Source organism: Pseudomonas sp. TKO26 (assembly GCF_003225665.1).
GTDB lineage: Bacteria > Pseudomonadota > Gammaproteobacteria > Pseudomonadales > Pseudomonadaceae > Aquipseudomonas > Aquipseudomonas saponiphila.
Window position 1 is genome coordinate 1 of record NZ_QKLN01000012.1, and the last position, 22,987, is coordinate 22,987.

Annotated in this window: 18 protein-coding genes; 12 read left to right on the top strand and 6 right to left on the bottom strand. The window is 63.8% G+C overall.

Features of this window, described 5'->3' with window-relative positions; translation table 11 throughout:
* Positions 1–121: 121 nt before the first annotated feature.
* The 5 genes from DNK59_RS18010 to DNK59_RS18030 form a co-directional block, all read right to left on the bottom strand.
* On the bottom strand, positions 122–883 hold the full coding sequence (locus DNK59_RS18010; protein ID WP_110725384.1) for an SDR family oxidoreductase: 762 nt from the start codon (positions 881–883) through the stop codon (positions 122–124).
* Entirely contained in the window at positions 880–2,262 is a 1,383-nt protein-coding gene (locus tag DNK59_RS18015; RefSeq protein WP_110725385.1) for an aspartate aminotransferase family protein, read from the bottom strand. The genes DNK59_RS18010 and DNK59_RS18015 overlap by 4 nt, the downstream gene beginning before the upstream one ends.
* A 61-nt stretch (positions 2,263–2,323) precedes the next feature.
* Positions 2,324–3,139, bottom strand: coding sequence for a molybdenum cofactor biosynthesis F family protein (locus DNK59_RS18020; protein WP_110725386.1), 816 nt, complete (start codon positions 3,137–3,139; stop codon positions 2,324–2,326).
* An 89-nt stretch (positions 3,140–3,228) separates the two neighbouring features.
* Positions 3,229–3,903 (bottom strand): helix-turn-helix transcriptional regulator, encoded by a 675-nt coding sequence (locus DNK59_RS18025; protein WP_110725387.1) that lies wholly within the window; start codon positions 3,901–3,903, stop codon positions 3,229–3,231.
* 161 nt (positions 3,904–4,064) lie between these two features.
* Positions 4,065–5,399 (bottom strand): aspartate aminotransferase family protein, encoded by a 1,335-nt coding sequence (locus DNK59_RS18030; RefSeq protein ID WP_110725388.1) that lies wholly within the window; start codon positions 5,397–5,399, stop codon positions 4,065–4,067.
* A 225-nt stretch (positions 5,400–5,624) separates the two neighbouring features.
* On the opposite strand from DNK59_RS18030, the gene DNK59_RS18035 reads away from it, so the two are divergent.
* The 4 genes from DNK59_RS18035 to feaR all read left to right on the top strand — a co-directional run bounded on the left by DNK59_RS18035 (position 5,625) and on the right by feaR (position 10,491).
* Positions 5,625–7,112 carry an aldehyde dehydrogenase gene (locus DNK59_RS18035; RefSeq protein ID WP_110725389.1) on the top strand — a complete coding sequence of 496 codons (1,488 nt, stop codon included), beginning with the start codon at positions 5,625–5,627 and terminating at the stop codon, positions 7,110–7,112.
* Between the two features lie 210 nt (positions 7,113–7,322).
* The gene (locus DNK59_RS18040) at positions 7,323–8,843 is read left to right on the top strand and encodes an APC family permease (RefSeq protein WP_110725390.1); all 1,521 of its coding nucleotides are present in this window, start codon (positions 7,323–7,325) and stop codon (positions 8,841–8,843) included.
* Positions 8,809–9,402, top strand: a complete 594-nt coding sequence (locus DNK59_RS18045; protein ID WP_110725391.1) for a DUF3156 family protein — start codon at positions 8,809–8,811, stop codon at positions 9,400–9,402. Before DNK59_RS18040 ends, DNK59_RS18045 begins: the two co-directional genes overlap by 35 nt.
* A gap of 150 nt (positions 9,403–9,552) precedes the next feature.
* Entirely contained in the window at positions 9,553–10,491 is a 939-nt protein-coding gene (gene feaR, locus DNK59_RS18050) for a transcriptional regulator FeaR (RefSeq protein WP_110725392.1), read from the top strand.
* 198 nt (positions 10,492–10,689) lie between these two features.
* Here feaR and DNK59_RS18055 read toward each other — a convergent pair whose 3' ends face one another.
* The gene (locus DNK59_RS18055) at positions 10,690–11,493 is read right to left on the bottom strand and encodes a helix-turn-helix transcriptional regulator (RefSeq protein WP_110725393.1); all 804 of its coding nucleotides are present in this window, start codon (positions 11,491–11,493) and stop codon (positions 10,690–10,692) included.
* Positions 11,494–11,698: 205 nt separating this feature from the next.
* Here DNK59_RS18055 and DNK59_RS18060 point away from each other — a divergent pair, with 205 nt between their 5' ends.
* The 8 genes from DNK59_RS18060 (at position 11,699) to DNK59_RS18095 (ending at position 22,819) form a co-directional block, all read left to right on the top strand.
* Positions 11,699–13,063, top strand: a complete 1,365-nt coding sequence (locus DNK59_RS18060; RefSeq protein WP_110725394.1) for an APC family permease — start codon at positions 11,699–11,701, stop codon at positions 13,061–13,063.
* A 9-nt stretch (positions 13,064–13,072) separates the two neighbouring features.
* Complete coding sequence (locus tag DNK59_RS18065; RefSeq protein WP_110725395.1) at positions 13,073–14,173, top strand: P1 family peptidase; 1,101 nt, start codon at positions 13,073–13,075, stop codon at positions 14,171–14,173.
* Between the two features lie 299 nt (positions 14,174–14,472).
* A complete protein-coding gene (locus tag DNK59_RS18070; protein ID WP_110725396.1) occupies positions 14,473–15,921 on the top strand; it encodes a serralysin family metalloprotease in 1,449 nt (482 codons plus the stop codon).
* A 95-nt stretch (positions 15,922–16,016) separates the two neighbouring features.
* Complete coding sequence (locus DNK59_RS18075) at positions 16,017–16,400, top strand: AprI/Inh family metalloprotease inhibitor (protein WP_110725397.1); 384 nt, start codon at positions 16,017–16,019, stop codon at positions 16,398–16,400.
* A 210-nt stretch (positions 16,401–16,610) separates the two neighbouring features.
* Entirely contained in the window at positions 16,611–18,392 is a 1,782-nt protein-coding gene (locus DNK59_RS18080) for a type I secretion system permease/ATPase (protein WP_110725494.1), read from the top strand.
* Positions 18,389–19,723, top strand: coding sequence for an HlyD family type I secretion periplasmic adaptor subunit (locus DNK59_RS18085; RefSeq protein WP_110725398.1), 1,335 nt, complete (start codon positions 18,389–18,391; stop codon positions 19,721–19,723). Before DNK59_RS18080 ends, DNK59_RS18085 begins: the two co-directional genes overlap by 4 nt.
* Positions 19,724–19,737: 14 nt before the next feature.
* Positions 19,738–21,087: a TolC family outer membrane protein gene (locus DNK59_RS18090; protein WP_371920304.1), complete on the top strand. Its 1,350-nt coding sequence runs from the start codon at positions 19,738–19,740 to the stop codon at positions 21,085–21,087.
* 49 nt (positions 21,088–21,136) lie between these two features.
* Positions 21,137–22,819 carry a polyurethanase gene (locus DNK59_RS18095; RefSeq protein ID WP_110725400.1) on the top strand — a complete coding sequence of 561 codons (1,683 nt, stop codon included), beginning with the start codon at positions 21,137–21,139 and terminating at the stop codon, positions 22,817–22,819.
* Positions 22,820–22,987: the final 168 nt, after the last annotated feature.

A 22,987-nucleotide genomic window follows, 5' to 3' on the forward strand; every position in this document is an offset into this window, starting at 1 on the left:
TCGAGGTAAGCCGAAGAAATTGGCGTTGGTTGCAGCCATGCGCAAGCTCATCACCATTTTGAACGCGCGAATGCGCGAAGCCTTACAGGCTTCGGCGCAAATCGCGTGAGGAACACAGTTGCTACAAGTGGCTGTTTTCCGGCAGCAGGGCCCCGCCATCCACCACCAGGGTCTGGCCGGTGATGTAGCTCGCGTGCCGGGACGCCAGGAACAGCATGGCCCAGGCGATGTCCTCCGGCGCGCCCAGGCGCTGCAGGGGGATGCCCCGGGACAGCGTCGAGCCATGCCCCAGGTTGGCCGTGGCCTGGGTGGCAATCAGCCCTGGTTCGACACCATTGACGGTGATGGCGTATTCCGCCAGTTCCAGTGCCGCGGCGCGGATGAAACCGTTGACCCCGGCCTTGGACGCGGCGTAATGGGCCAGCCCGGGAATCGCCGTATGGGGGCCGGTCACCGAGGAAGTCACGACAATCCGCGCCTGTTGGGCCCGGCGCAACGCCGGCAGGGCGGCTTGGGTCAGCCAGAAGCAGCTTTTCAGATTCACCGCCAGGGTGTGCTCCAGGGTCTGTTCCTCAAGCTCGGCCAGTTTCTGCATCGGGAAGACCCCGGCGTTGTGCAACAGCAGGTCCAGCCCGCCAAAGCTTTCCAGGGTGGCCGCCACGGCTTGTTCGGCCGCTGCGCGGCTGGCCAGGTCCAGCGTCAGCAACTCGGCGGTTCCACCGGCCTGGCGGATCAGGCGCAGGGTTTCGTTGCCGTTTTCAGCGCTGCGGGTCGCCAGCATGACCTTGGCGCCCTGGGCGGCAAATAGCTGGGCGATGGCCCGGCCAATGCCCTGGCCGGAGCCGGTGACCAGGGCGATGCGTCCGCGCTGCTCCAGGCTCATGACAGAGCACCTTGCAGGACCTGGCTCAGGCATTGATCCAGCAGCCGGTTGTGCAGGTCGACCTGTTCCTCGCTGGCGTCCGGGCAGAGCAGGGCCATGTTGTGGAATGGCGTCAGCAATACCCCGCGATTGAGCAGGTACAGGTGCAGATAGGCCTCGATCAGCCCGTGGCGGGCGTGATGGGCTTCGCCGCCGTTGCGCGGTGCCTGCTGCATGAACAGGTACTCGACCCGGGCGCCGATGCGGGTCACGTGCCAGGGCAGGCGGTGCTTGCCGATGATGGCTTCGACCCCGGCCCGCAGGCGTTCGGCCAGCTGGAACATGCGCGCGTAGTTCTGCGCGGTCATCACTTCGCTGAAGGTAGCGCGCATGGCGGCCATCTGCAGGGCGTTGCCGGCCAGGGTGCCGCCGAAGCCGAAGTGGTTGATGGCCTGGCCCGGCTGAAAATGCGGCAGCACCTGCCAGATCCGCTCGGCCATGGCCCGGCTGCTGCCCCACACGGCCGTGGGAATGCCCCCGGCGATGGACTTGCCGAGGACGAAGAAGTCCGGCTCCAACCCTTGTTCGCCGCAATAGCCTCCCGGTCCGCAGGACAGGGTATGGGTTTCGTCGATGATCAGTGGCACGTCGAAGCGCCGGGTCAATTCCCGCAGGCCATCATGAAAGCCCGCGGCCGGTGGCACCATGCCGACGTTGGTCATGAAGGGTTCGGTAAGGACTGCGGCCACGTCGCCATGGGCCAGGGCCGCTTCCAGGGCCGGCAGGTCATTGAACTCCACCAGCCGGGTGGTGGCCTGGTGCTGCAGGCCGTTGGCGTGCACGCCGTCGCGGGGAATCATCCGCCCCTGGGCGTCGAACTCCACCTGGGATTCGTCGACGCTGCCGTGGTAGTTGCAGTTGAACACCAGGACCTTCTGCCGCCCGGTGATCATCCGGCACAGGCGCAGAACAAAGCGGTTGGCGTCGGTGGCCGAGGTGGTGACCTGCCAGTAAGGCAGGCCAAAGCGCCGGCTCAGCTCCTTGCCGACCCACAGGCTGTCGGCCGTGGGCAGCATCAGGGTCGAGCCATGCAGCGCCTGTTCGGCGATGGCCGCGGCCACGGCCGGCTGGGCATGACCGAACATGGCGCCGGTGTCGCCCAGGGCAAAGTCCACGTATTCATGGCCGTCGCAGTCGGTCAGGGTGGCGCCCCGGGCATCGGCCACCATGATCGGGTAGGCGCCGGGCCATTGCTGCATCCAATGCAATGGCGCGCCGTACAGCCAATGCTGGAGGTTTTCCTGGTAGAAGGCGCCGCAGCGCGGGTGTTGTTCGGCAAACAGCTGCAGTTCGGACTGATAGCAGCTGGCGACACGTTGCAGGTCAAGGCCCAGAGTCATGGAAGTATCCTGTGAAAAGCGCTGCAGGCTGGCGCTAGGACAAGCCGGCAGCGGTGCGGGATCAGGGGTGCAGGGTTCGGTTGAGTACCTGGGCCAGAGCGCCCACCGGGAAATTGGCGGCATGGCTGAAGTCCGCACCCTGGTAGCCGAATATCTTGCCGTCGCTACGCCCGGCCTTGAGGTCGATCAGCACCAGGCCCAGGGTCGGGACGATCTTCTCGCGCCAGACAAACAGGTACAGCTGCTCGGCGATCTTGTAGTAGTGACAGCGGTCGGTGTCCGCCAGGCCTTGTTCGACCCCTCTGAGGCACTGCCAGCTGTAGAAGTTGGTATTCAGATAAATGTGCTCGTAGGCCTCGCTGGCGCTGTAGACATACTGGTTGCGCAGGCCGATCAGTTCGGTGGTGGGCGCATGTCGCGCGGTATCGGCCGCGGCCAAGGCATCGATTGCGCCGTGGAGAAACTGCGCCTTGACCGAGGTCAGCTCGCCGCCGGCCAGGGCCCGGCTGAACAGGTCGACAGCGCATTCGGCCTGGCTCGGCATCTGGCCGATCACGGCAGTGAAGCACTGCTGCTCCAGGTCGAGGATCAGGCTTACCGAGTGGGACTGGCCTTGCTCCTGCTTGAGAAAGTCCACCAGGTAGATACCGGGGCGTATCGAGGTCGCGCGATAGGGCAGGTCGTCACTGGCGGGCTGGCCGAGGCTGTTCCAGCGCAGGGTGTCGACAGCGAAGTGGTGTTCGATCTGCCAGCCGTTGTCGAAGTACAGGGTCAGGCTGCGGCCGGACAGATCATCCACTTTCGCAAGGATGTGATTGTCGTCTGCAAAACCGTCCGCCAGGGCGCCGACGGTGATCCACTCAGGTTGCTGATTCATGGCAAGGTCCTTGTCCAGGAAAGGAGAGCCCCATGTTCTGCCAGGGCCTCGGCGCTGCCCATCAACCGAATGGTTGAGGCTGTGGCCCGTTACAAGAACAGCGTGCTCACCAGTTCCGTGCGATTGCCCACCCCGACCTTGCGAAACAGGTTGATCAGGTGGGTCTTGACCGTGGGCAGCCCCAGGTCCAGGCGCCTGGCAATGCTTTTGTTGTCGGCACCATCGCGCAACAGCCAGGCGATCTCCCGTTCTCTGGGAGTGAGGTCGGCCAGACGTTCGTCGACCTGGGAGTAGGGGGCCAGGGCAGCGATCTCCAGCAGGCCCTGCAAGGCATGCAGGGTGCCCAGCTCATCGACGCTGAAATGCCCCATGACGCTGTCGCGCAACAGCGACAGGCCGGCGATGGGGCGTTCACCGTCACGGGCGAGAATCTCCACCACATCCAGTACCCCGTGACGTTGCAGGAATCCCTGGTAGACCTCGGTTGCGTGACGGCCCTGCTGGGCCATGCCCATGTGCAGCGACAGCACCGGGCGCCCGGCGGCGGCGCAGTTGCGTGGCTGCAACGGGTCATAGTGGCGGTAGCGTTGCAAGTAGGCCTGGTGCATCTGCTCGGGCATGCGGTACAGCGAGAAGTCCCGGGCCTGCAGGTTTGGATCGATGCGGTAGAAAGCGCAGAGGGTGGCGGGGATCACCCGGGTAAAGGCAGCGATGCAGCGTTGCCCCAGTTCATGGGCCCCGGGCAAGGAAGTGGGCGCAATCATTGGATAGCTCCTGGCTGCCGGTTGGGCAGTGGCTCGGGTGGTTGGGGGCTGCGACGGGTGGCGCTGTCCGTGTCAGGGCAAGTGAAAACCAGGAGCGAGGCGCCTGGCAAGCGGGGATGCAGCGCAGGCTGCGGTCGCTCGACCGCAGCCTGTCGCAACGATCAGCGGTGGGCCTTGCTCAGCCCCTGGGCGAGGGCTTCGACTATGGCATCCGCCTGTTGCTGCTGGATCACCAAAGGCGGTGAGAGAATGATCTTGGTGCCCACCGGGCGCACCATGACGCCGTTGTCCCGGGCAATCTGCGCCACCTGATTGGCGTAGCCGCTCATGGGGTCGATGGGCTCGCGGGTGGTCTTGTCCGCCACCAGGTCCAGGGCCAGCATCAGACCCTGACCGCGCACTTCGCCGACGCTTTCGAAGCGATCAACGAAGGGCCGCAACTTGCCGAGCATGTAGTCGCCCATTTTGGCCGCATTGGCCGGCAAGTCTTCCTTGACCACGATGTCCAGGCAGGCGAGGGCGGCGGCGCAGGCCACCGGGTGTCCGGAGTAGGTGTAGCCGTGCATGATCGCGCCGGTGAAGTTGGCGTTCTTCTCGAAGGCTGCCTCGATCCGGCGGTTGACCACGGTGGCGCCCAGCGGGATGTAGCCCGAGGTGATGCCCTTGGCCAGGCACATGATGTCGGGTTTGACGCCCCACAGGCGGCTGCCGAACATCGAGCCGCTGCGACCGAAACCGGTGACCACTTCATCGGCGATCAGCAGGACTCCGTACTTGTCGCAGACTTCGCGGATCAACGGCCAGTAGTTGGCCGGAGGCACTATGACGCCGCCCGCACCCTGGATGGGCTCGGCAATGAACGCCGCCACGGTGTCCGGGCTCTGGAACTGGATTTCCCGCTCCAGCAGGTCGGCGCAGATCCTGCCCAGCTCCTCCGGATCCTGGCTGTAGGGGTTGCGGTACAGCCAGGGCGTGTCGATGTGGTAGCAACCGGGCAGCAACGGCTCGTAGTTGCGCCGGAACACGGTGTTGCCGTTGACCGAGGCCCCCCCGAAATGGGTGCCGTGATAGCCCTGGCGCAGGGAGATGAACTTGGTGCGATCGGCCTGGCCTTCGAGCTTCCAGTACTGGCGGGCCAGCTTCAGCGCGCTCTCGATGGCGTCCGAGCCGCCGGAACTGAAGGACACCCGTGTCATGTCCTCGGGCTCCAGCAGGTTCATCACCACTCGGGACAGTTCCTCGGCCCGTGGGTGGCTGACCCCGTCGAACAGCTGGAAGTACTCCAGCTCATCGAGCTGCGCGGTGATGGCGGCTTTCACCTCCTGGCGGTTGTGGCCGACGTTGACGTTCCACAGCCCGGCTACGCCATCCACCAGCTGGTGGCCCTTGTCGTCATAGACATAGCAGCCATCGCCGCGAACGATGCGGATCGGCTCGCGTTGCTTCATTTCGTTGGGGTGCAGCATGGGGTGCCAGAAACGGCTTGCTTCGCTCACGTTGAGTCTCCTGAAATCGCACGGACAGCGTGGGGCTATTAGTGCGTCATTTGCCGGCTGCCGGCTTGCCTCTGTGTGCCAGGGCATTTGACCCAGGCTGCCAGTGGCGGTGCAGCCGGCGAGACTGGCAGCCAGGGCCAAGTTTTGCGGCAGCCAGGATCAAGACGGCATGCGGCTTTGGGCTCAAAGTCCAGGTCGAACCAGATCCAACTGCGAGGATTGAAGATGAGCGTTGCCATCGACCCACGTGTCGCTGCATTTATAGACAGTCAGCACGGTCTGCTGATTGACGGTCACAGCCAGCCGGCGCTCTCCGGGGCGCGGATGCCGGTGTACAACCCTGCCAGCGGCGAGCAGTTGACCCAGGTTGCCGCCGCCGACCAGGCCGATATCGATCTGGCGGTGGGCGCCGCGCGCCGGGCCTTCGAGGGCAGCTGGAAGGCGCTGCGCCCGGCGGATCGCGAACGCCTGCTGTTGAGGCTGGCGGACCTGCTGGAGAGCCATGGTGAGGAACTGGCCCAGCTGGAAACCCTCAACAACGGTCAGTCGATTCACCTGGCCCGGGCTCTGGAGGTGGGGGCGGCAGCGGAGTTCACCCGCTACATGGCCGGTTGGGCCACCAAGATCGAAGGCAAGAGCCTGGACGTTTCCATCGCCGCGGTGCCGGGGGCGCAGTACCGCGCCTACACGGTGCCGGAACCGGTGGGGGTGGTCGGTGCCATAGTGCCGTGGAACTTTCCGCTGCTGATGGCCATCTGGAAAATCGTTCCCGCCCTGGCCTGCGGTTGCACCGTGGTGCTCAAGCCTGCGGACGAAACCCCGCTGACCGCGCTGCGTCTGGGCCAGCTGTGCCTGGAGGCGGGGATCGCGCCCGGGGTGGTCAATGTGGTGACCGGCAGTGGCGCCCAGGCCGGTGCGGCGCTGGCCGCCCATCCGGGTATCGACAAGCTGGCGTTCACCGGCTCGACCCAGGTCGGCAAGCTGATTGGCCATGCCGCGGTGGACAACATGACGCGCTTCTCCCTGGAGCTGGGGGGCAAGTCGCCGGTGATCGTCCTTGACGACTGCGATCCGCAGACCGCCGCTGCCGGTGCTGCCGCGGCGATCTTCTTCAACCAGGGCCAGGTCTGCACCGCGGGGTCACGCTTGTACATCCAGCGCGGGATCTATCACGAGGTGCTGGAGCGGCTGGTGGGCATCGCCGACTCCCTGAGCATGGGGCCGGGGCTCGACGAGCAGGCGCAGATCAACCCGCTGATCTCCGCCAAGCAGCAGAAGCGCGTGCTGCAGATGGTCCGGCGCGGAGTCGAAGAGGGGGCCCGGCTGCTGTGTGGCGGTGTCGCCCATGGCGAGCAGGGCTTCTATGTCCGGCCCACGGTGGTCGCGGATGTGCGTGTCGACCAGCAACTGGTGCGCGAGGAGATCTTCGGCCCGGTGGTGGTGGCCACGCCGTTCGACACCCTGGATGAAGTGGTGGGGCTGGCCAACGACAACCAGTACGGGCTGGGGGCGAGCATCTGGTCCAACGACCTGGGGCGGGTCATGCAACTGATTCCGCAGATCAAGGCCGGCACCGTGTGGGTCAACACCCACAACATGCTGGACCCGTCGATGCCTTTCGGCGGCTACAAGCAGTCGGGCATCGGCCGCGAGATGGGCCATGCGGCCATCGAGGCCTACACCGAGAACAAGTCGGTGTGCATCGCCTATTGACATCGCCGCTGCAGGAGCCGGCTCGCTGGCGAACAGCCCCTCGAGTTTTACGTTGCCCTCGAGGATGCCTTCGCTGCCAAGCCCGCTCCCGCGGATCAGGCCGAACCTGTGCCGACAGCTGCGACAGACAGCCAAGCACTGCGCCATCAGGCGTGCCCTTGAAATGCCTAGAACAACAATCATCAACCCATGCTTTCGAGGTTTACCATCATGTCGCTCAACGACAGACTCAAGCGCCACCTGGATCAGGGGGTAGTCGGTTTTCCCACGGCACTGGCCAGCGCCGTGGGGCTGATCATGGCCAGCCCGGTGATCCTCACCGCCACCACTGGGTTCGGGATCGGCGGCGGCGCGTTTGCCGCGGCGATGCTGATCGCCTTGCTGATGATGCTGGCGCAATCCACCACCTTCGCCGAAGCGGCCTGCCTGCTGCCTACCAACGGTTCGGTCTATGACTACCTGGCCTGCGGGCTGGGGCGTTTCTTCGCCATCACCGGCACCTTATCCGCCTACCTGATCGTGCATGTGTTCGCCGGCACCGCGGAAACCATTCTCAGCGGCATCATGGCCCTGGTGAACTTCGAATCCCTCAATACCCTGCTGGAGCAGAGTGGCAGCGCCTGGCTGGTGGGCGTGGGGCTGGTGCTGTTCTTCGGCCTGCTCAACGCGGTGGGGATCACCGCTTTCAGTCGTGCTGAAGTGATCCTGACCTTCGGCATGTGGACCACCCTCATGGTCTTTGGCCTGCTGGGGGTGATCAAGGCGCCGGCGGTGGCGCTCGACGGCTGGTTCGGCGCCTCCATGGTGGGGACCGACCTGCCGACCATCCTGTCCCTGGTGGGCATGGCCATGTTCATGTTCGTCGGTTGCGAGTTCGTCACGCCCCTGACCCCGGATGTACGCAAGGCCGCCAGGACCATTCCCCGCGCCATGGCCCTGGGGCTGGTGGGGGTGGCGCTGTGCATGTTCATCTACGGCGCGGCCATGAAGCGCCAGGTGGAGAACATTGCCCTGAGCGAAGACGGCAGCGTGCACCTGCTGGACACGCCCATGGCCATTCCGCATTTCGCCGAACAGATCATGGGGCCGTTCGGCCGTATCTGGCTGGGTATTGGCCTGCTGTTTGCCGGCGCCGCCACCATCAACACCCTGATGGCCGGGCTGCCGCGAATCCTCTACGGCATGGCGCTGGATGGTGCCTTGCCCAAGGTCTTCACCTATCTGCACCCGCGCTTCAAGACCCCGTTGCTGTGCATCGCCGTGGCGGTGCTGATTCCCTGCCTGCACGCCTGGTGGCTGGGCGGCAGCACGGACAGCATCATGCACCTGGTGCTGGCGGCGGTCTGTGCCTGGAGCACTGCCTATCTGCTGGTGACCCTGTCGGTGGTGGTGCTGCGCATTCGCCGGCCGGATCTGCCCCGGGCCTACAAATCGCCCTGGTTTCCCCTGCCGCAGGTCCTGTCTTCAGTGGGGATCCTGCTGGGCATGTGGTTCATCACGCCACCGGGGATGAACCCGCGGGACATCTATGTGCCCTTCGGCAGCATGCTCGGCCTGACCGCCCTCTATGCCCTGGTCTGGACCCTGCTGGTGCAGAAGGTCAATCCGTTCCGGCCGGTGCCGGTGGAGGAAGTGCTGGAGCAGGCCCTGGGCCTTGCCGCGGATACCGACAACCGTCCTCGGGAGCCTGTGGCCGATGAGTCTTTCAAGCTGGCGACAAAACCTCTTTGATTGGTGGCACCAGGCCCCTTCGGGCTATTGCCCCGGGGTGACCCTGGGGCATTTGCGCAGGGATCTGGCGGGGCTCGACTGCAATCCTTGCGGCGCTGCCGGGGCGACCTTTCGCTGTCCGCAAAGCGGGCTGGAGTTCACCGTGCATGAGCGGGCGCTGGCGCAGTTCCTGATGCATATCGTGGTCTGTGAGTGGCGTTTGCGAATACCCGCCGCAGGAGCCGGGCAAGCGCGAATCAGTCTGCGCCATACCGGGGCGATTCGCCGTCAGGGTGTCGCCGCCCGTTTGCTGGCCGGCGAGGCTGGGCAGTGGACGTCCTTGCTGCAACGGCTGAGCAGTGACCGCAAGTTGCTCGAGAGCTTGCTGCCGCTGGACTTCAAGCGCCTGGAACTGTGGCGGGATGACCAGGGGTGGCAAGTGCGCCTGGAGCATTTCGCCGCCAGCGAGGTGGTCAACCGTTTGCCCGGGTTCCGACGCTATATTCGCTTGAGCGCCGAACAGCGGCAGGCGCTGTTGGGCAGCTTCACCGAGTTGTACAAGCTTCTGCGAGAATTCTGACCGACATAACCGCAAGTACTGGCATACACCCTGCTTAAGCCATAACAGACTATCCATGCTGTCAGGCGCCTTGCCTGGCAAATAGATAACATGTTAATGATATCGCCATAACAACAAAGGCGGTCTGAAACCGGCTTATGGAGGTGCACAGTGCTTGCTTCGCATAGTTTCAGTTCCTGGGTAGGCGCCTTGCAGGGTGTCTGCGGTCGATTCGAGGCCCGCCCGGCGCGCAACCCCGCCCTGTTCATCGGTGAAGTGGGGCTGCAGGATTACGCCGGGCTGGAAGTGGCGCAGATCCGCACCAACGCCGGGCTGATTTCCCGGCAGAGCACCAAGGTCGACCAGGAGGACGACCGTCATTGTTTCCTGATCATCCAGCGCAGTGGTCACGCCCGCCTGAGCCAGGGCGGCGAGAGTGTCGAGCTGGGGCCCGGCGACATGGCCCTGCTGGATTCCGCCGGAGCCTGCGAGATCGTGCCCCACGGTTTGATCGAACATGCTTCGTTCCATCTGTGCCGGGAGGAGGTCTACCGGCATCTGCCGGAGCAGCAACCCAAGTTCGGCAAGCTGTCACAGAACTGCGCCAGTGGTCGCTTGATGCGCTTGCTGGTGGAGCAGATTTGCGCCGGTGATCTGCAGGGGTGCGCCGCGCAGCAGGAGGGGCAGGCCTTGCAGGAAGCCCTGATTGCCTTGCTCGGGCCGACCTTGCGCCAGACCGCCAGCACCCTGGATGGCTTCGACCACGGCCTGCATGGCCAATGCCTGCGTGATCAGGCCCGCCAGCTGATCAATCAATCTCTCAACGAGCCGGGGCTGACCCCGGTATCCCTGGCGGCGCAGTTGAACATTTCGGTGCGCCAGCTGTACCGACTGTTTGAAGAGCAGGGCGATAGCGTGTGCCGATTCATCCAGCGCTCGCGACTCAAGCGCAGCGCCGCCGATCTGAGCAATCCGCAACTGCGCAATGAGTCGATCACCGACATTGCCTTCAAGTGGGGCTTCACGGATTCGGCGCATTTCAGCCGGACCTTCAAGAAGCATTTCGAACAATCGCCCCGCGACTTCCGCGCCCGCTCCCTGAACGCATAGGTCCATGAGCCTGACGCCTGCGCCCGACGCCTTCGCCGGCCCTGTAGGAGCCGGCTTGCCGGCGAAGAGTCCCTTGAATGCTGCAACGCCCTTGAGAACGCCTTCGCTGGCAAGCCAGCTCCTACGGCAGGTAACAAAGCGAGCAGGCATCACTCCAGCCCCCCGAAAACACCGGCAACCGCAACCCCCGCAGGGGCTTCAGGGATTTTCCAGGTCGTGGCCCAGGGATTGGATGAACAACGAAAACAGCTCCGGCTGGCTGGAGATGTCCAGCTTGGCGTACAGGTGGCGGCGGTGGACCTTGATGGTCTCCGGCGAGATCTTCAGGCGCTCGGCCATGGCCTTGGAGGAAAAACCGCGCAGGATCAGGCGGGCGATCTCCAGCTCGCGATCCGACAGCACGGCGCTGCCGAAATGACTCAGGGCGTCGCGAATCTGGCTGGCCATTTCTTCGGCGGCCGGCACCTGAGGGCGCAGCTGGCTGTGCTGCCAGTGCTGCTGCATCAGCGGCAGCACCCAGGCGGCAAAGGTGGTGAGCTGGCCGATTTCCTCGCGGTTGAACACGCGCTGACTGCCCAGTGACAGGGACAGGGTGCCGGTATCGGGCAGTTGCAGGATGAACTGCACTTCGTCTTCCAGAACGTTGTCGTGGAAGTAGCTGAGAAAGTACTCGCTCTGGCGAAAGTGGTCCGGGGCCACTTCTTCCAGGCGATACAGGCCGCTGGGATAGCCCTCGCGGCAGGCCTGGAAGAACGGATCGAGCAGGTACAGGCCGTTCAGGTAGGTGAGCATCGAGGCCGGCTTGCTGCTGGGTTCGGCGTCATATTCCTCCAGTGCCTGGGGCGGGCCTTCTCGCGGGTAGAAGATCGCCAGGGCGTTGTCGAACGGCGTGGCCTGGTGCAGCAGCAACACCAGCTGTTTCCAGAAACGTGGGTTGCCGATCAGCGTGATAGTGCGACCCAGGCCGGCATGCAGGCCGACTTCCCTGAACAGATTACTCAAAGGCCTTGCTCCACTGATTCGGCGAAAATGTCGTGGCAGGGTTTCGTCGATTTGTCGGTCGCCGTCAAGGGGAGTACTCCAATAGGGGAATTGGGCGAGGCGCTGCAACTGCCTAGAGTAGCTGCCACCAAGCGCGTCCCAGAATGCGCCCGCCCGATGGATTTCGTTTCTGCCTCAGACCAACAATAAACACGAGGATAACGATATGAGCTCTCCCGCTGCGCCTGACGGCGCGCTGAAACCAACCTTGAGTGTGTTCGATGTGGTGGCCATCACCGTGTCCGGTGTGACGCCCGCCAGTTCAGTGTTCGTGATTGCGCCCTTTGCCATCCATCAGGCCGGCAGCGGGGTGTTCCTGGCGTTCGTCCTGGCCGGGTTGCTGGCGCTGATGTTTGCCTTCTGCTACGCCGAGCTGGGCCGCGCCCATAACAGCGCGGGGGGCGAATACGTGTATGCCAAGCGGGTATTTGGTGGCATGGCCGGCTATGCCACCTTCCTCACGGTACTGGTGATGCTGCTGTTCATCCCGCCGGTACTGGCCACAGGTGCTGCCACGTACCTGAACAACGCCCTGGGCACGAACTTCGATTCCCAGAGCGTGGCCCTGGTGATCGTGGTCTGCAGTTATCTGCTGGGCATTCTCAATATCAAGCTCAATGCCTGGATTACCGGCACTTGCCTGCTGCTGGAAGTGGCGGCCTTGCTGGTCATCGTCTGGCTGGGCTTTGGCAACGCCTCGCAGCCGCTGGGCATCCTGCTGCAACCGCAGATCGTCGACCATGGCGTGCTGCAGATGGCGCCCTGGGCCCTGGTGATCGGGGCGGTGGGCATCGGCCTGTTTTCCTACAACGGCTACGGACCGGCGGTGCTGCTGGCCGAAGACATGAAGTGCAAGGGGCGCGGCGTGCACAAGGCGGTGCTCTGGTCCCTGGTGCTGGTGGTGATCATCGAGTTGGTGCCGCTCACCGCCTTGCTGATTGGCGCACCGTCCCTGAGCGCGATGCTGGCCAGCCCCGATCCCATCGGCTACATGCTTACCAGCCATGGCAATGAAACCCTCGCCAGGGTGGTCAGTGGCGGGATCTTCCTGTCGGTGTTCAATGCCATCGTCGCCATCGTTATCCAGATCGGCCGCGTGGTGTTCAGCAGCGGCCGGGACGCCCTGTGGACGCCCGGCATCAACCGCCTGTTCACACGGATCCACCCGCGCTGGGACTCGCCATGGCTGGCTACGCTGTTCCTGGCAATACCTTCGGCGGTACTCAGCTTTAGCTCGAATCTGGCGGACCTCACGTCCTTCAGCGTGCTGTTGATCATGCTGGTGTACCTGATCGTCGCCCTCAGCGCATTGGTCAGCCGGGTGCGCCTGCGCAATCGCGAGCATCCCTACCGCATGCCGCTGTGGCCGCTGCCGGCGCTGCTGGCGGTGCTCGGTGCCGGGTACCTGCTGATCACACTGTTGCTTGAGGCATCCCTGCGGGACCTCATGGTGATCATCGGCCTGCTGGCGCTGTCGGTAATTCTCTATGGCACTAATGGCCGGTACAGCCCGGCGTTCCAGAAATTGTAAGGAGTGGATATGCGAGCACGTGAGTTGGGCATCAAGCTGGGGTTGGGGGTGCCGGGGCCGTTCAATGCGATCACCGACGTACCCGGAGTACGGGTAGGGCACAGCACCCTGAAAGCCACCGTGGGTGGCAAACAGGTGCGCACCGGGGTCACGCTGATCCAGCCCCGGGCCGGGCATGCACGGCAACAGCCCTGTTTCGCCGGTTGCCATGTACTCAACGGCAATGGCGACGCCACGGGCCTGGAATGGATTCGCGAGGCGGGCACCCTGACCACGCCGCTGGCCATTACCAATACCCACAGCGTCGGCGTAGTCCGCGACACCCTGATCGCCCTGGAGCGCGAAGCCCTGGCGGACCCGGCCGTGTACTGGTGCATGCCGGTGGTGATGGAAACCTACGACGGCCTGCTCAACGACATCTGGGGTCAGCACGTGGGCCCGCAACAGGTGCGCGAGGCCATGGCCTGCGCCGAATCCGGGCCGGTGGCCGAAGGTGCGGTAGGCGGCGGCACCGGGATGATCTGCCACGAGTTCAAGGGCGGGATCGGCACTGCGTCGCGGCGGCTGACGGCAGAGCAGGGCGGCTACACCGTCGGCGCCCTGGTCCAGGCCAACCACGGCAAGCGTGAAGAACTGCGGGTGGACGGCTACCCGGTGGGGCGGCATCTGGGAGGGATTGCCTCACCTTTTGCCGAGCGCGGCACCCCGGGCATGGGCTCGATCGTGGTGATCCTGGCCACTGATGCGCCGCTGCTGCCCCATCAGTGCCAGCGCTTGGCCCAGCGTGCTTCCATCGGCATTGCCCGCACCGGTGGCGGCACCGAAGATTCCAGTGGCGATATCTTCCTGGCCTTTGCCACGGGAAACCGGGACTTGCCCGCTGCGGATTATGGACGCAAGGACCTGGCGCTCACTGCACCGCTGGCGATGCTCAACAACGATCACATCTCGCCGCTGTTCAGCGCAGCGGCCGAGGCGGTGGAGGAGGCCATCATCAACGCCATGCTGGCAGCCGAGCCAATGACCAGTGCTGACGGGGTACAGGTGCCGGCGCTGACCCCGCAAGTATTGGGCGAAGCATTGGAACTAACTGGTTGGAACATGAAATAACCGACTAAGAAGTGCGAAGCAATCGGCATATTTTTCTACATGGATATTTAATAATTAAATTGTAGATTGTCGGACAATGTCTGCCGCTAATCGGCTGGAAAAGAATCTTTTAACTGCACGGTCATTGTTTGCGGGAGTTTGTCGGAACAGTGGAATTTGACGTCAAAAAAGTAGTGGACGCCTGATTTCAAATTGTGTCAGCTTGCTTTCGCCTGCTTAGGGCGAGTGATAGGACGATCTCGCCAGGGATTGTCGCTATCTGACAAAAACTGTTCCATTGATTACAAGGAAGTGTGTTTATGTCGAAAGTAACAGAGAACGCTATTGCATCTGCTGAACAGCAACTCGTGCCATTGGCCGCAGCAAGTTCGGCGTATAACCAGATCAATAGCTTCAGTCACCAATACGATCGTGGCGGCAATCTCACGCTCAATGGCAAACCTTCGTTTTCGGTCGATCAGGCCGCCACGCAACTGCTGCGTGACGGCGCTGCCTACAAGGACCTGAACGGTAACGGCAAGATCGACCTGACCTATACCTTCCTGACCTCGGCCTCCTCGAGCACCATGAACAAGCATGGCATCACCGGGTTCAGCCAGTTCAGCGCGCAACAGAAGGCCCAGGCGGTGCTGGCCATGCAGTCGTGGGCCGATGTGGCCAACGTGGTATTCACCGAGAAAGCCTCGGGTGGCGATGGTCACATGACCTTCGGCAACTACAGCGGCGGCCAGGACGGCGCGGCGGCCTTCGCCTACCTGCCGGGCACCGGTGCTGGCTACGACGGCACCTCGTGGTACCTGATCAACAGCGGCTACACCCAGAACAAGAACCCCGACCTGAACAACTATGGCCGTCAGACCCTGACCCATGAGATCGGTCACACCCTGGGCCTGGCTCACCCTGGCGACTACAACGCCGGCGAAGGCAACCCAAGCTACAAGGACGCCAGCTACGGCCAGGACACCCGTGGCTACAGCGTCATGAGCTACTGGAGTGAAAGCAACACCGGCCAGAACTTCAGCAAGGGCGGGGTCGAAGCCTATTCGTCCGGTCCGCTGATGGACGACATCGCCGCCATCCAGAAACTCTACGGAGCCAACTACAGCACCCGTGCCGGTGATACCACCTACGGTTTCAACTCCAATACCGGGCGCGATTTCTACAGCGCCAGTTCCTCCGCCGACAAGCTGGTGTTCTCGGTGTGGGACGGTGGCGGCAACGACACCCTGGATTTCTCCGGTTTTACCCAGAACCAGAAGATCAACCTCAATGCCGGGTCGTTCTCCGACGTTGGCGGCATGGTGGGCAACGTTTCCATCGCCCAGGGCGTGACTGTGGAAAACGCCTTCGGTGGCTCGGGCAACGACCTGCTGATCGGTAACGATGCGGCCAACGTGCTCAAGGGCGGTGCCGGCAACGACATCATCTACGGCGCCGGTGGTGCGGATCAGCTATGGGGCGGTGCGGGTGCGGACACCTTCGTGTTCGGCGCCAGCAGCGATTCCAAGCCGGGTGCGGCCGACCAGATCATGGATTTTGTCAGCGGCCTGGACAAGATCGACCTGACCGGGATCACCAAGGGCGCGGGCCTGCACTTCGTCAATGCCTTCACCGGCGCGGCGGGTGACGCGATCCTCAGCACTTCCGGCGGGATCAGCACCTTGTCCGTGGACTTCTCCGGGCATGGCGTGGCGGACTTCCTGGTCAGCACCGTGGGCCAGGCAGCGGTCAGCGATATCATCGCCTGATTGAAACAGGCGCAAGGCAGCGCCCAAGCGCTGCCTTGCGTTGTTGCATTGGGCCCGGGGCTGAGCGAGTCTACCGGGCGGACGGAGCATCCCCCATGACCCCACATAGCTTGAGTCGCAAGGCGGCCACCTGGCTGCTGGCGACGCTGACGATCTTCTACGGAGCAATAACCATGGCAAGCAGCCTGCGCTTGGCGGACCCCTCGGAACTGGTTGGACACTGGCAGTTGCAGCAACAGAGCGAACCTGGCGCCGCCTGCGCCCTGGACCTGTTGCAGAACGCCGCCCTGGGAGACGGCGCCGAGTGCCTGTCGAAGTGGCTCGGCGAGGCGGCGGTAGGCTGGTTTCCTGAGCCTGACGGTATTGCCATCACCGGGCGCGAAGGTTCAAGAATCATCTTTTTCAGTCGACAGAGAGAAGGCCTGTACGAAGCGCGCCTCAAAGGCGACGGTTTGATCGTATTGCAGCGTGCTGGCTAATTAATGCGGCAGGTTGTTCGTTTAATTCTAGGTGGCTTTAATTTCGTCACTCTTTTAATCGACAGGTTTATAACCGGATAGCTATTAAACCAGCTGTCCGGTTCGGGTGTGTCCGCAGAATTCGAGACTAAGGGACGCACATCTTTAGTTGCGCCGTATATGAGGTACTCGCGTTCGGCGCGCAGGGTCGACTCAGGGAAAATGTTGAAGATGCTGAACAATAGTCATCCTGCACCACTGTTTAAGGCATTGGGCGAATATAAGGGCATTCTGATCAGTGTCGGCTGTTTTACCGCCTTGATTAATGTGCTGATGCTGGTGCCTTCCATCTATATGTTGCAGGTCTACGACCGGGTGCTGTCTTCACAGAACGAAACCACCCTGGTGATGCTGTCGCTGATGGTGGTGGGCTTCTTCGTGTTTATCGGGCTCCTGGAAGTGGTGCGCAGCTTTATCGTCATTCGCATCGGCAGCCAGCTGGAGCGGCGTTTCAACCTGCGGGTCTACCAGGCCGCCTTCGAACGCAACCTGGCCCGTGGCGAAGGCCATGCCGGGCAGTCCCTGGGGGACCTGACCCACATTCGCCAGTTCCTCACTGGACCGGCACTGTTCGCCTTCTTCGATGCGCCCTGGTTTCCCATCTATCTGCTGGTGATCTACGCCTTCAACGTCTGGCTCGGCGTGTTCGCCACCGCCGGTGCCTTGTTGCTGATCGCGCTGGCCTGCTTCAACGAAGCCATGACCAAGAAGCCCCTGGCCGAGGCCAGCGGCTATTCGCAGAAATCCACCCAACTGGCCACCAGTCATCTGCACAACGCTGAAACCATCCAGGCCATGGGCATGCTCGGGGCCTTGCGCAAACGCTGGTTCGGGGTGCATTCGCGGTTTCTCGGCAGGCAGAACCAGGCCAGCGACACCGGTTCGGTGATCAGTTCCCTGAGCAAGACCCTGCGCCTGTGCCTGCAATCGCTGGTGCTGGGCCTGGGTGCCTTGCTGGTGATCAAGGGCGACATGACCGCGGGAATGATGATCGCCGGGTCGATCCTCATGGGCCGGGTGCTGAGCCCTATCGACCAGTTGATCGCGGTGTGGAAACAGTGGAGTTCGGCCAAGCTGGCCTACCGACGCCTGGATGCGCTGCTGCGCGAGTTCGCGCCTGGCGACAGCGCCATGTCGCTGCCGCCGCCCAAGGGCCAGGTGAGCTTCGAACAAGTCAGCGCGGGGCCGCCCGGGCGGCGCATGGCCACCCTGCAGCAGGTGACCTTCAACCTCAATGCCGGTGAAGTGCTGGGCGTGCTGGGGGCTTCCGGTTCCGGCAAGTCGACCCTGGCCCGGGTGCTGGTGGGGGTCTGGCCGACCCTGGGCGGCACGGTGCGCCTGGACGGTGCCGACATTCACCGCTGGAATCGCGATGAGCTGGGGCCCTACATCGGTTACTTGCCCCAGGACATCGAACTGTTCAGCGGCAGCATCGCCGAGAACATTGCGCGCTTTCGCGAGGCCGACCCGGAGCAGGTGGTCCAGGCCGCCCAACTGGCCGGGGTGCATGAGCTGATCCTGCGCCTGCCCCAGGGCTACGACACCGTGCTCGGGGACGACGGCAGCGGCCTGTCCGGCGGGCAGAAACAGCGGGTGGCCCTGGCCCGGGCGCTGTATGGCAACCCGAGTCTGGTGGTGCTCGACGAACCCAACTCCAACCTCGACACCGTGGGCGAAAGCGCCCTGGCGGCGGCCATTGCCCAGCTCAAGGCCCGGGGCGCCAGCGTGGTGCTGGTGACCCACCGCTCGTCGGTGCTGGCCCTGGCCGACAAGCTATTGGTGCTCAACGAGGGACGCTTGCAGGCCTTCGGTCCCAGCCAGGAGGTGCTCAAGGCGTTGTCCAGCGGCCAGTCGCCAGCCCCCCAGGAAAGCCCCAAGCCGGTGGCGGCCGCCCCCGGGGGCTTGAGCATGAGCCGCCAGTATCAGGCTCCGACACGGAATAAAGGCGCATGAGCAAGGACCGCGACATGATGATCGAACAGGATTACGCCCCCGAGCGCGTGGAACGCGACGCCGGCTTTTTCGCCCGCCTGGGCTGGCTTCTGGCCCTGGCGGGGGCCGGCAGTTTCTTTGTCTGGGCCGCTCTGGCGCCCCTGGATCAGGGCATCCCGGTGCAGGGCACGGTGGTGGTGTCCGGCAAGCGCAAGGCGGTGCAGTCCATGAGCAGTGGGGTGGTCAGCCGCATCCTGGTGCGTGAAGGCGAAAGCGTGAAACAGGGCCAGCCGCTGTTTCGGCTCGACCAGACCCAGGTGGCGGCGGATGTGCAATCCCTGCAGGCCCAGTACCGCATGGCGGTGGCCAGCCTGGCGCGCTGGCGCAGCGAGCGCGACAACCTCAAGCAGGTGGACTTCCCGTCGCAGCTGAGCAGCAGTGACGACCCGCGCCTGGCCCTGGTGCTGGAAGGTCAGCGCCAGTTGTTCAGCAGTCGGCGCGAGGCATTCTTGCGCGAGCAGGCGGGCATCCGCGCCAACATCGAAGGCGCCACCGCGCAACTGGCGGGCATGCGGCGTGCGCGCACCGACCTGAGCAATCAGGCCGAGTCCCTGCGCCAGCAACTGAGCAACCTGCAGCCTTTGGCGGACAACGGCTATATCCCGCGCAACCGCCTGCTGGAATACCAGCGCCAACTGTCCCAGGTGCAGCAGGAACTGGCACAGAACACCGGCGAAAGCGGGCGCATCGAGCAGGGCATTCTCGAATCCCGGCTCAAGCTGCAGCAGCACAGCGAGGAATATCAGAAAGAGGTGCGCAGCCAGCTGGCCGAGGCCCAGCTCAAGACCCAGACCCTGGAACAGCAGCTGACCTCGGCCGGTTTCGACTTGCAGCACAGCGAGATCATCGCCACCGCCGACGGCATCGCGGTCAACCTCGGGGTGCACACCGAAGGCGCGGTGGTGCGCCAGGGTGAAACCCTGCTGGAAATCGTGCCCCAGGGCACGCACCTGGAAGTGGAAGGGCGCCTGCCGGTGAACCTGGTGGACAAGGTCGGCCCCCATCTGCCGGTGGACATCCTGTTCACCGCCTTCAACCAGAGCCGCACGCCCAGGGTGTCCGGCGAGGTCAGCCTGGTGTCCGCCGACCAGATGGTCGACGAGAAAACCGGCATGCCGTACTACGTGCTGCGCAGCAGCGTCAGCGACCAGGCCATGGAGAAGCTCAACGGGCTGGTGATCAAGCCCGGGATGCCGGCGGAGATGTTCGTGCGCACCGGCGAGCGCTCACTGCTCAATTACCTGTTCAAGCCTCTGCTCGATCGGGCCGGCTCCGCACTGACCGAAGAATAAGGATGTCGCGTCGTATGAGTAAGCTTTCCATTGTCGCGGCGGCCCTGGCGCTGTTCGCCTGCCAGACGGCCCAGGCCGTGGGCCCGTTCCAGATCTACGAACAGGCACTGCGCAACGATCCGGTGTTCCTCGGCGCCATCAAGGAGCGCGACGCCGGCCTGGAGAACCGCGCCATCGGCCGCGCCGGGCTGCTGCCCAAGGTCGGTTACAGCTACAACAAGGGCCACAACAACTCCAAGGTCAGCTACCTGGACACCGTGCGCGGCACCGTCACCGAAAAGCGCAACTACGACAGCTACGGTTCGTCCCTGACCGTGCAGCAGCCGCTGATCGACTATGAGGCCTACGCCAATTACCGCAAGGGCGTGGCCCAGGCCCTGTTCGCCGACGAGAACTTTCGTGGCAAGAGCCAGGAGTTGCTGGTGCGAGTGCTCAGCTACTACACCAAGGCGCTGTTCGCCCAGGACCAGATCGACATTGCCCAGGCCAAGAAAAAGGCCTTCGAGCAGCAGTTCCAGCAGAACCGGCACATGTTCCAGCAGGGCGAGGGCACCCGTACCGACATCCTCGAAGCCGAGTCACGCTATGAACTGGCCACCGCCGAGGAGATCGAGGCCCGCGACGAGCAGGACGCGGCCCTGCGCGAGCTGGGGGCGCTGATTGGCGAACCGACGCTCGATGTGCGCGACCTTGACCCGTTGCAGGAGAACTTCCAGTCGTTCTCCCTGACGCCTGCCAACTACGACACCTGGCACGAGCTGGCCCTGAGCAACAACCCGTTGCTGGCGTCCCAGCGCCAGCGGGTCGAAGTGGCGCGCTACGAGGTGGAGCGTAACCGCGCCGGGCACCTGCCCAAGCTCAACGCCTACGCCACCATGCGCCAGAACGAATCGGAAAGCGGCAACACCTACAACCAGCGCTACGACACCAACACCATTGGCATCGAGGTCAGCCTGCCGCTGTACGCCGGTGGCGGGGTGTCGGCCTCGACCCGCCAGGCCAGCCGCGCCATGGAGCAGGCCGAATACGAACTGGACGGCAAGACTCGGGAAACCCTGATTGAACTTCGCCGACAGTTCAGTGCCTGTCTTTCGGGAGTGAACAAGTTGCGCGCGTACCAGAAGGCCCTGGCCTCGGCCGAGGCCCTGGTGGTGTCGACCAAGCAGAGCATTCTCGGCGGTGAGCGGGTCAACCTCGATGCACTGAATGCCGAGCAGCAGCTGTACACCACGCGCCGCGACCTGGCTCAGGCCCGCTATGACTACTTGATGGCCTGGACCAAATTGCACTACTACGCGGGAACTTTGCGCGAAGAGGATCTGGCCAGGGTCGACGAAGCCTTCGCCGAGCGCGCAAGGCCCTAGGCTGCGTTGCGCAGCCCAGGTACAAGGACAATAAAAAAGAGGAAGGAACATGAGCATCTTCGATTACAAGAATGCCCTTGGCGGTGACGGCAAGACCCTCTATAGCGAGGCCATTACCTTGGCCCTGTACGCCTCCACGCCCACCGGCGAGGCCCTGCCGGGCACTGCCTGGCGGCCGATCAGCGCGAGCCAGCTGGGCTACCAGGGCAATGTCAGCGCCCAGGGCACGATTTCTGGCGAGCAGGCGATCGTCAGCGACGCCCAGGTCGAGGTGCTGGGCAAGTACGACGCCAGTGGCCAGTTGCTTTCCATCGGCATCAGCTTTCGCGGTACCGACAGCCTCAAGGACGGTATCAACGACCTGCAGGCGGCCTTTGTCTCGGGGTTTGCCGACAACTACAGTCGCCTGGCCTTCGACAACCTGCTGGGCAAGGTCGCGGCGTTCGCCACGGCCCGGGGCCTGAGCGGCAGCGATGTGCTGGTCACCGGGCACAGCCTGGGCGGGCTGGGGGTCAACAGCCTGGCGACCATGAGCACGGAGCACTGGGGCGGTTTCTACCAGGACGCCAACTACGTGGCCTTTGCCTCGCCGACCCAGAGCGCCGGCGACAAGGTGCTGAACATCGGCTATGAAAACGACCCGGTGTTCCGCGTTCTGGACGGCACCCACTTCAACGCGTCATCCCTGGGCACCCACGACAAGCCCCAGGAGTCGGCGACCGACAACATCGTCAGCTTCACCGATCACTATTCGTCATTCCTTGGCCAACTGATTCCCCAGAGCATTCTCAACCCCAAGTCCTGGTCGGCCCACAGCGCGGTGGATTATGCCGCCGGCCTCAACCGCCTGATCGGCTCGGACTTCTATGACCTGACCAGCCGCGATTCGACGGTGGTGATCTCCAACCTGTCCGAGGGCCAGCGTGATCAGGTGTGGGTCAAGGATCTCAACCTGTACGCGGAGCAACACACCGGCAGCACCTTGATCATCGGCACCCAGAGCAACGACCTGCTGCACGGCGGCAAGGGCAATGACTACCTGGACGGCGGCGCCGGCGATGACCGTTTCCGCGACGACGGCGGCTACAACATCATCCATGGCGGCCAGGGGCATAACGTCCTGGAGCTGCAACAGCCGCTGCGCAACTTCTCCATTGCCAACGATGGCGACGGCACCCTGTATATCCGCGATGCCTACGGCGGCATCAGCATGACCCGGGATATCGGCGCCCTGGTCAGTCACGAGGCCGGGAGCTGGTGGCAACTGTTCGGCAAGGACGTCAGCTACAACGTGACCGCCGAGGGCCTGCAGCACGGCAACCAGTGGACCGCCTACAACCACTCCCTCAACGGCGATGCCTATGGCAACGCGCTGGTGGCCAGCGTCGACGGCGACTGGCTGTTCGGCCATGGCGGCGACGACCTGCTGAGCAGTGACAAGGCCGACGTGACCTTCGTCGGCGGCGCCGGCAACGACGTCATGCATTCCACCGGGGGCGGCGGCAATACCTTTCTGTTCAGCGGTAATTTCGGGCTCGACCTGATCCAGGGCTACCAGTACAGCGACAAGCTGGTGTTCATGGGCGTGCCCGGCATCGACAGCCAGTACGACTATCGCCAGCACCTGTCCCAGAGCGGCAACGACACCCTGCTCAAGGTGGGCGAGCACTCGGTGACCCTGGTGGGGGTCGGCATGGACGGGTTGAACGGCTCGGGCATCGTGTTCGCCTGATCCGCTTGCGCTCCGGGGCGTGCGCAGGAGGCGCCGCCCCGGGTTCGCAGCCGCCTGAACCGCTGCCTGGCGCCAAGCCGGTGGCGCGTCAGGGCCGGCAGTCGCCCATCAGCGGCGGCCCGCTACAGGACATTTCGCAACACAACTAAGGAAGGTCGTGTGAAACAA